Annotated in this window: 1 protein-coding gene; it reads right to left on the bottom strand. The window is 60.0% G+C overall.

From position 1 onward, the window contains the following. A partial coding sequence (locus AC0V2Y_RS28070; protein WP_475418444.1) for a S8 family serine peptidase occupies positions 1-770 on the bottom strand: 770 nt, incomplete at both ends.

Genomic DNA, 770 nt, shown 5'->3' with positions numbered 1-770 from the left:
CAGGATTCAGGGTCAGGCTCTTGGGCAGCACGTCAACGGCATAACCGTCCATCACGTGCGTGGCATGATAGGTCGCCTGCGTTGCCGCCACATTGGTGACCCTGCGCGTCACGGTTTGCTTGTTGCGCACATTATTGATGGAAATCGACGGCAGATTCAGGCTCTGGCCAGCATTTGGTATTTTGGCGCAGGTTTGGCCGGAGCTTGTCTGGCCGACGCCCATCTCGCAAACGTAGTTTTCGTACTCGGCCTGGGTAATGTCGTACACCAGTCCCGGGTCGCTGGCCGAGTTTGGCACCACTTGTCCGGCGCCCTGGGAGAATGGCAGATTGCTGCGTGCATCACCCTGCTGGATGGTGGCGCTCGCACCCACCGTGGTGCTGCTGACCTCTTGCGTATCCGTGGCGGTGGTCATCAGCGCGGACTTGATGGCGGCCGGCGACCAGCTTGGGTATTGCTGGCGTAGCAAGGCGGCCAAGCCTGCAACATGTGGCGTGGCCATCGACGTGCCTTGAAGGGATGCCCAACTCTGCTGCGACTGCAGTGTGCCAGCGGCGATGGCGTCACGTTCGGCCTGCGTTGTTATATTGCTGGGAATATGGGCGGCAAAGATATGCACCCCTGGTGCACTGATGTCGGGCTTGAGGACATTGCCGTCATGGCTATTCGGTCCACGCGCAGAAAAATCGGCGACACTGGGGGCAGACTGAGAATTGGGCGTAAAGACGGGTGCTATTGTTGCGCTGGCGTTGGCGCTGCCCGTATAGTGG

This window comes from Janthinobacterium sp. BHSEK, from assembly GCF_056174685.1.
The sequence above is the reverse complement of the archived record's forward strand: the minus strand, read 5'-3'. Positions and strand labels throughout refer to the sequence as shown.